This is a genomic window from Empedobacter sp. GD03797 (assembly GCF_029842105.1).
GTDB classification, from domain to species: Bacteria; Bacteroidota; Bacteroidia; order Flavobacteriales; family Weeksellaceae; genus Empedobacter; species Empedobacter falsenii_C.
This window is the reverse complement of the sequence record NZ_JAOCFS010000056.1, coordinates 1-4,447: the sequence shown is the minus strand read 5'-3', so window position 1 is coordinate 4,447 and position 4,447 is coordinate 1. Positions and strand designations below refer to the sequence as shown.

At 30.7% G+C, this 4,447-nt stretch carries 3 protein-coding genes; all 3 read left to right on the top strand.

Annotation, left to right across the window (positions count from 1 at the left end):
• Positions 1-2,042 precede the first annotated feature (2,042 nt).
• The 3 genes from N5D90_RS16930 (at position 2,043) to N5D90_RS16920 (ending at position 4,186) form a co-directional block, all read left to right on the top strand.
• Entirely contained in the window at positions 2,043-2,207 is a 165-nt protein-coding gene (locus N5D90_RS16930; protein WP_180905165.1) for a hypothetical protein, read from the top strand.
• 96 nt (positions 2,208-2,303) lie between these two features.
• Complete coding sequence (locus N5D90_RS16925; protein ID WP_180905164.1) at positions 2,304-3,086, top strand: RNA polymerase sigma factor; 783 nt, start codon at positions 2,304-2,306, stop codon at positions 3,084-3,086.
• Between the two features lie 2 nt (positions 3,087-3,088).
• Positions 3,089-4,186, top strand: coding sequence for a transposase (locus N5D90_RS16920; protein ID WP_180905163.1), 1,098 nt, complete (start codon positions 3,089-3,091; stop codon positions 4,184-4,186).
• The last annotated feature ends 261 nt before the right edge of the window (positions 4,187-4,447 follow it).

Here is a 4,447-nt window from a genome sequence, read left to right as displayed (position 1 = left end):
AGAATGACAACGAAATGAGGTTCTGAACATAATTACGATAATAAGAAAATGATTATTTGTTCATTTTTTATTCATGAGTTATTATTATTTCAAATGAATTTATATGCCCTACGGGGAACCTTGATGAAAAAACATTTGAGATTAAGAATTTGAAATTAAAAGGAGAAGCTCCAGTGGAGCTTAGGTAAAAATTGTTACAAGTTGATTAATAATTATATGTTCATTTTTACCTTGACGCAAAAACGAACCAAAAAAGTCAAGTCTATGCTTACAAGTCGGTCAATAATGGCTACTCGCTAAATGCTTTAGATCATTCGCATGTGAAATGCGAACAGTAAATCATTTTTAACGCTCTTTACGCCGAATTGACACTCGACTTTTCAGCAATGACGTTTTTAGAATTCGTTGTTATAAATGGATTTGAGGATTGAAAAAGGATAAAAAATGGCATTAAAACTCTCACGTTAAGAAAATGGATGAATGGAGCGTTAAAAAGGTTTTAGCCCGTAGGGTTTGTAAAATCTTTAGTGGAGTGAAGACATTTTTAGTAGAGAGGTTTACAGCCAAGTCTTTTTTCGTTAGTTTTTTTGACGAAAAAAAGTGACATTAAAGAAAAGGAATACCTAAGCCATGCTATGGCTCCTCCTTTTAATTACAAATGTTTTTTTGGATGAGCTTCCCTGAAGGGCATATGAATACAAATAATTAGAATAGATTAAGCTATGAATAAAAAAGTGATAGAAAGGATTTTACATTCATTTTTGTCTTGACACAAAAACGAACCAAAAAAGTCAAGTCTATGCTTACAAGTCGGTCAATAATGTCTATTCGCTAAATGCTTTAGATCATTCGCATGTGAAATGCGAACAGTAAATCATTTTTAACGCTCACTACGCCGAATTGACGCTCGACTTTTCAGCAAGGACGGTTTCTAAATTCGATAAAAAAATGGATTTGAATGTTAATAAGACTAAAGACGTAATACATATCACAGATAACGTAAAACATACCCCTCTTTCCCTAAAACAAAGTTGGCGCGATGTACTGGAAAGGATGGCTTTTAAAACTAATGTTGAATTTAAAAACTATGTAAAATTATGAGAAAATTTTACTTCAAATTCAGTAGGCAATCTTATGTTATGCTACTGGGACTATTTTGTGCTATACCTTTATATGCACAAATAAAAACCATGACTGACATGGTAAAAGAAATTCGAACCTCATTGGTGGATATACTACTAGTAGGAAGGAGAAATAGTGGACAAAATTATTAAACAATAAAGACTCACATTTTATTCCCCGAAGACAACTTATAAGAGAGTGAATGATCTTCATAAAAGTAGTGTTAATTTTTATTTCATTTATTAATGTAATTTTTAAAACTGTCCAAGGGGAATTTGTGGGTTTATGCCTGGTTTCATAATGACAAAATTCGTTGTCAAAATCGAATTAGAATTTTAATTAGAAAAAACACGTAAAACGTTAAGCGTACAACGTAAAACTTGATAAAAAACATTGTGGTTAGATAAATTAAGTGTTAAAAAGAGTTAAAATCCTGTATCGTTGTATATCGAAAATGACACTTTTCTGTATCGGTTGTGTATCCGCGCTATATCCATTCAGTATCCATTGTATATGCGTTCCGTATGGCTTGTTCGGTGTTCGTGTATCGGTGTTTAGTTTGTAAAAAGTACTATGTATTAAGTAAAAAGTACAGATTAGATGTTAGATATGAGAATTGAGATTTTATAATTGTAAGATGTCTTATGTATTTGAGGATGAGGCTCTGTGACGAACTAAGAATAACAACGAATTCGAATATTGAAAAAGGATTATAAAAATGTCATATGATTTGGAGGCGAGTGTCAAAAAGTTGAAGTCATGGTTAAAATGTTTTACTGTTTGCGTAGCAAATGATTTAAAACATTCAATGGCTGAAACTTATTTTGACCGTCGAAAATCAAAGCCAAGTCTTTTTTCGTTAGTTTTTTTGACTGTTCCCCGAAGGGCATATGAATACCAATAATTAAAATAGATGTTCAATGAATAAAAAAAGTGACATTAAAGAAAAGGAATACCTAAGCCATACTATGGCTTCTCTTTTTAATTTCAAATGTTTTTTGGATGAGCAAAAAAATGAAAATAAAGAAAAAACAAAAACAAAAACCCCTTTCCTAAAAACAAAGTTGGCGCGATGTACAGGGTAAGGAGTGACTTTTAAAACTAATGTTGAATTAAAAAACTATGAAAAAACGTATAACGTAATACGCATCACGTAAAACATAATTAAAACCACCTTTATTATGCTAGAAAAAGAATATGAATTATTGAAAAAAGGCGATCCAAAAGCTTTGGAGCAAATCTATTCACGACATAAAAGACTACTTTTTTGGATTGGTAAACAAATAATTACGGATGAATTTGTTGTAGAATGTTTGGTACAAGATGCTTTTCTTAGATTATGGGAATATCGAGATAACATAGAAAGACCTGAACATATCTTTTATTTCACGCGACTTGTATTGAAACACAGTTGTTATTCTCATTATAAGAGTTCTAAAAATATATTTTTTAGGTCGGTGCATTCATTAGATAGTTACGAGAATTATGATAGTTATTTGACTGGATACGATCCGTTAGAGGTTGCAGAAAACATAAAGGATAAAGTAATACATGACCAACATTATGAAGAAATTAGAAAAATATTACCCTTATTAAGTGGTGAAAGAAAACATTTGATTGAACTCTGCTTGAAATATGGATTCAGATACAAAGCGATTGCCAATGCAATGGGAAAAAGAGTTTCAGAAACGAGTAAGGAGATTAAAAGTGCAATAGAGGATCTTAAGAACCTTATAAATAGTCATGATGTATTAGTGTCTAAAAAGAAAATAGTTTCTAAGGAAAAGGAACAAAATCAAATGACCGAAAAACAATCGTTGATTTTAAAACTTCGATTCGAGAAGAAACAATCGTTTACAACCATTGCTCAGACATTAGAACTTTCTCAGAAAGAAGTGCACAATGAATTTGTAGTTGCTTATAAATTGTCTCAACAAAATAAGTTTACCCCCCTAAATAACTAAATATGGAAAATTCTACAGTTTTTTTAACACGTAAAATACAGCTAATTACTGATTTACCGACTCAAGAAGAACGAAAAGAAGTTTTGAGTACGCTTTATAAATGGCAAAATAGATGTTTTATAGCGGCTAATTTGATTGTTTCTCATTTGTATGTGCAAGAAATGGTGAAAGATTTTTTTTATTTCTCTGACGGAATCAAATATAAATTAGTAGACGAAAACAAAGATGAAGATGGTATACTCAAATGTTCACGGTCGACTACCATTTATCGTGTACTCTCAAAACGTTTTAAGGACGAAGTTCCAATGTATATATTGTCTAGTTTGATGAATACGTTATACCTATCCTTCAAGAAGGATTGTGTCAGGTATTGGAAAGGTGAACTTTCATTAAAAATTTTTAAACGAGATATAGCAATTCCTTTTAATATAGCGAGGATAAGTAAATTCTCGTATGATACAGATAAAAAATACATTTATTTTAAACTTTATAAAATACCTTTTAAAACGTATCTTGGAAGAGATTATATTGATAATTATAAGCTATTGGAGCAAATAGTAAGTAAAGAAATTAGAATTTGTAGATCGCATATTAAATTAGAAAAAAATAAAATATTTTGGGTATTCACTGTAGAAATTGAAAAAGAAAAAAATCAATTACAACCCGATATTATTGCAGAAGTTTCCTTGTCGTTGGAATATCCGTTGGTTGTAAAAATAGGGAGATCTCAACTTACCATTGGTAGCAAAGAAGAATTTTTGTACAGAAGATTAGCGATACAAGCTTCTCGTAAAAGAATACTAGAAGGAGTGCCTTATTGCAAAGGAGGGAAAGGAAAAGCAAGAAAATTAAAAATAGCAAAAAAATTACAAAATACAGAGAGTAAATATGTTCATCATCGGCTACATGTTTACAGTAGAATGTTAATTGATTTTTGCGTTGAAAAAAAAGCAGGAACGATAGTTATTCTAGATCAAGAAGAAAAAATAGAAATAGCCAAAGAAGAAAGATTTGTCTTAAGAAACTGGAGCTATTATGAGCTCATAAATAAAATAAAATATAAAGCTGATAAAGCAGGTATTGAGCTTGTAACAGCTTAAACCATAATTTCGGAGGGTGATTTGTACACCCATAGGGTGAGGTAATTGTTAACGCTCATCAAATGTGAATAACATATACAAAACGGGGGGATTTTTTAGATTTTATTGAAACTTGCTAGATACTCCCAACATAAAGGCAGGATAAAGGCAACATAATGGCAGTAGAATGTATGTAATTATTTTTCTAACTTAGAATTGTGATGGTAATACAGTTGCTTTATACAAAAGCATAAACGTATTAAGTTACAATAATTATTAAAA

What these genes read in the sequence shown, in the direction of transcription:
- N5D90_RS16920 (WP_180905163.1), top strand. Translation starts at nt 3,089, where the DNA reads ATGGAAAATTCTACAGTTTTTTTAACACGTAAAATACAGCTAATTACT.
- N5D90_RS16925 (WP_180905164.1), top strand. Translation starts at nt 2,304, where the DNA reads ATGCTAGAAAAAGAATATGAATTATTGAAAAAAGGCGATCCAAAAGCT.
- N5D90_RS16930 (WP_180905165.1), top strand. Translation starts at nt 2,043, where the DNA reads ATGAATAAAAAAAGTGACATTAAAGAAAAGGAATACCTAAGCCATACT.